This window comes from Corallococcus sp. AB049A (assembly GCF_003668885.1).
Lineage (GTDB): Bacteria > Myxococcota > Myxococcia > Myxococcales > Myxococcaceae > Corallococcus > Corallococcus interemptor.
The window spans coordinates 1-452 of the sequence record NZ_RAWL01001074.1 but is presented as its reverse complement, the minus strand read 5'-3'; the positions used below and the strand labels follow the sequence as shown (position 1 = coordinate 452).

The 452-nt window shown below is 61.9% G+C and carries 1 protein-coding gene; it reads right to left on the bottom strand.

What is annotated here, in order from left to right; translation table 11 throughout:
* Window positions 1-452 (bottom strand): SDR family NAD(P)-dependent oxidoreductase (locus D7X55_RS40915; protein ID WP_147470493.1); only part of this gene is annotated, 452 nt, incomplete at both ends.

Here is a 452-nt window from a genome sequence, read left to right as displayed (position 1 = left end):
GCTGATGGCTTGTCCGGTGATCTTCGCGGCAGCGGGAGACGCCAGAAAGACGGCCAAGCCTGCCAGTTCCTCCTTGCTTACAACCCCTAGAGCAGCCATCTTTTCAGCCTTCGCGAACAAACGGCCGGAGAACGGGTCTTCCATCACCTTGCGGTAATGATCAGTGCCGCTGGTCATTGATGGCGTCAACACGTTCGCCCGAATCCCGTCACGCTTGCCTTCGACGGCCAGGACTCGCGTGAACATCACGATGCCGGCAATCGCCGCGCCGATGACGCTTTCTCCTGGCGTCGGGATCTTCGCGGCATCGGATGCGATGTTGATGATCGTGCCGCGGCCGGCACTGCGCATCGCGGGCAGCGCTGCCGAGCAACAAAGTATTTGCGCGAACAGGCAGCGTTGGAGGATGCCGGGGAGGTCTGCGACCGGCGTCTGGTGCAGAAGTCGTGGGA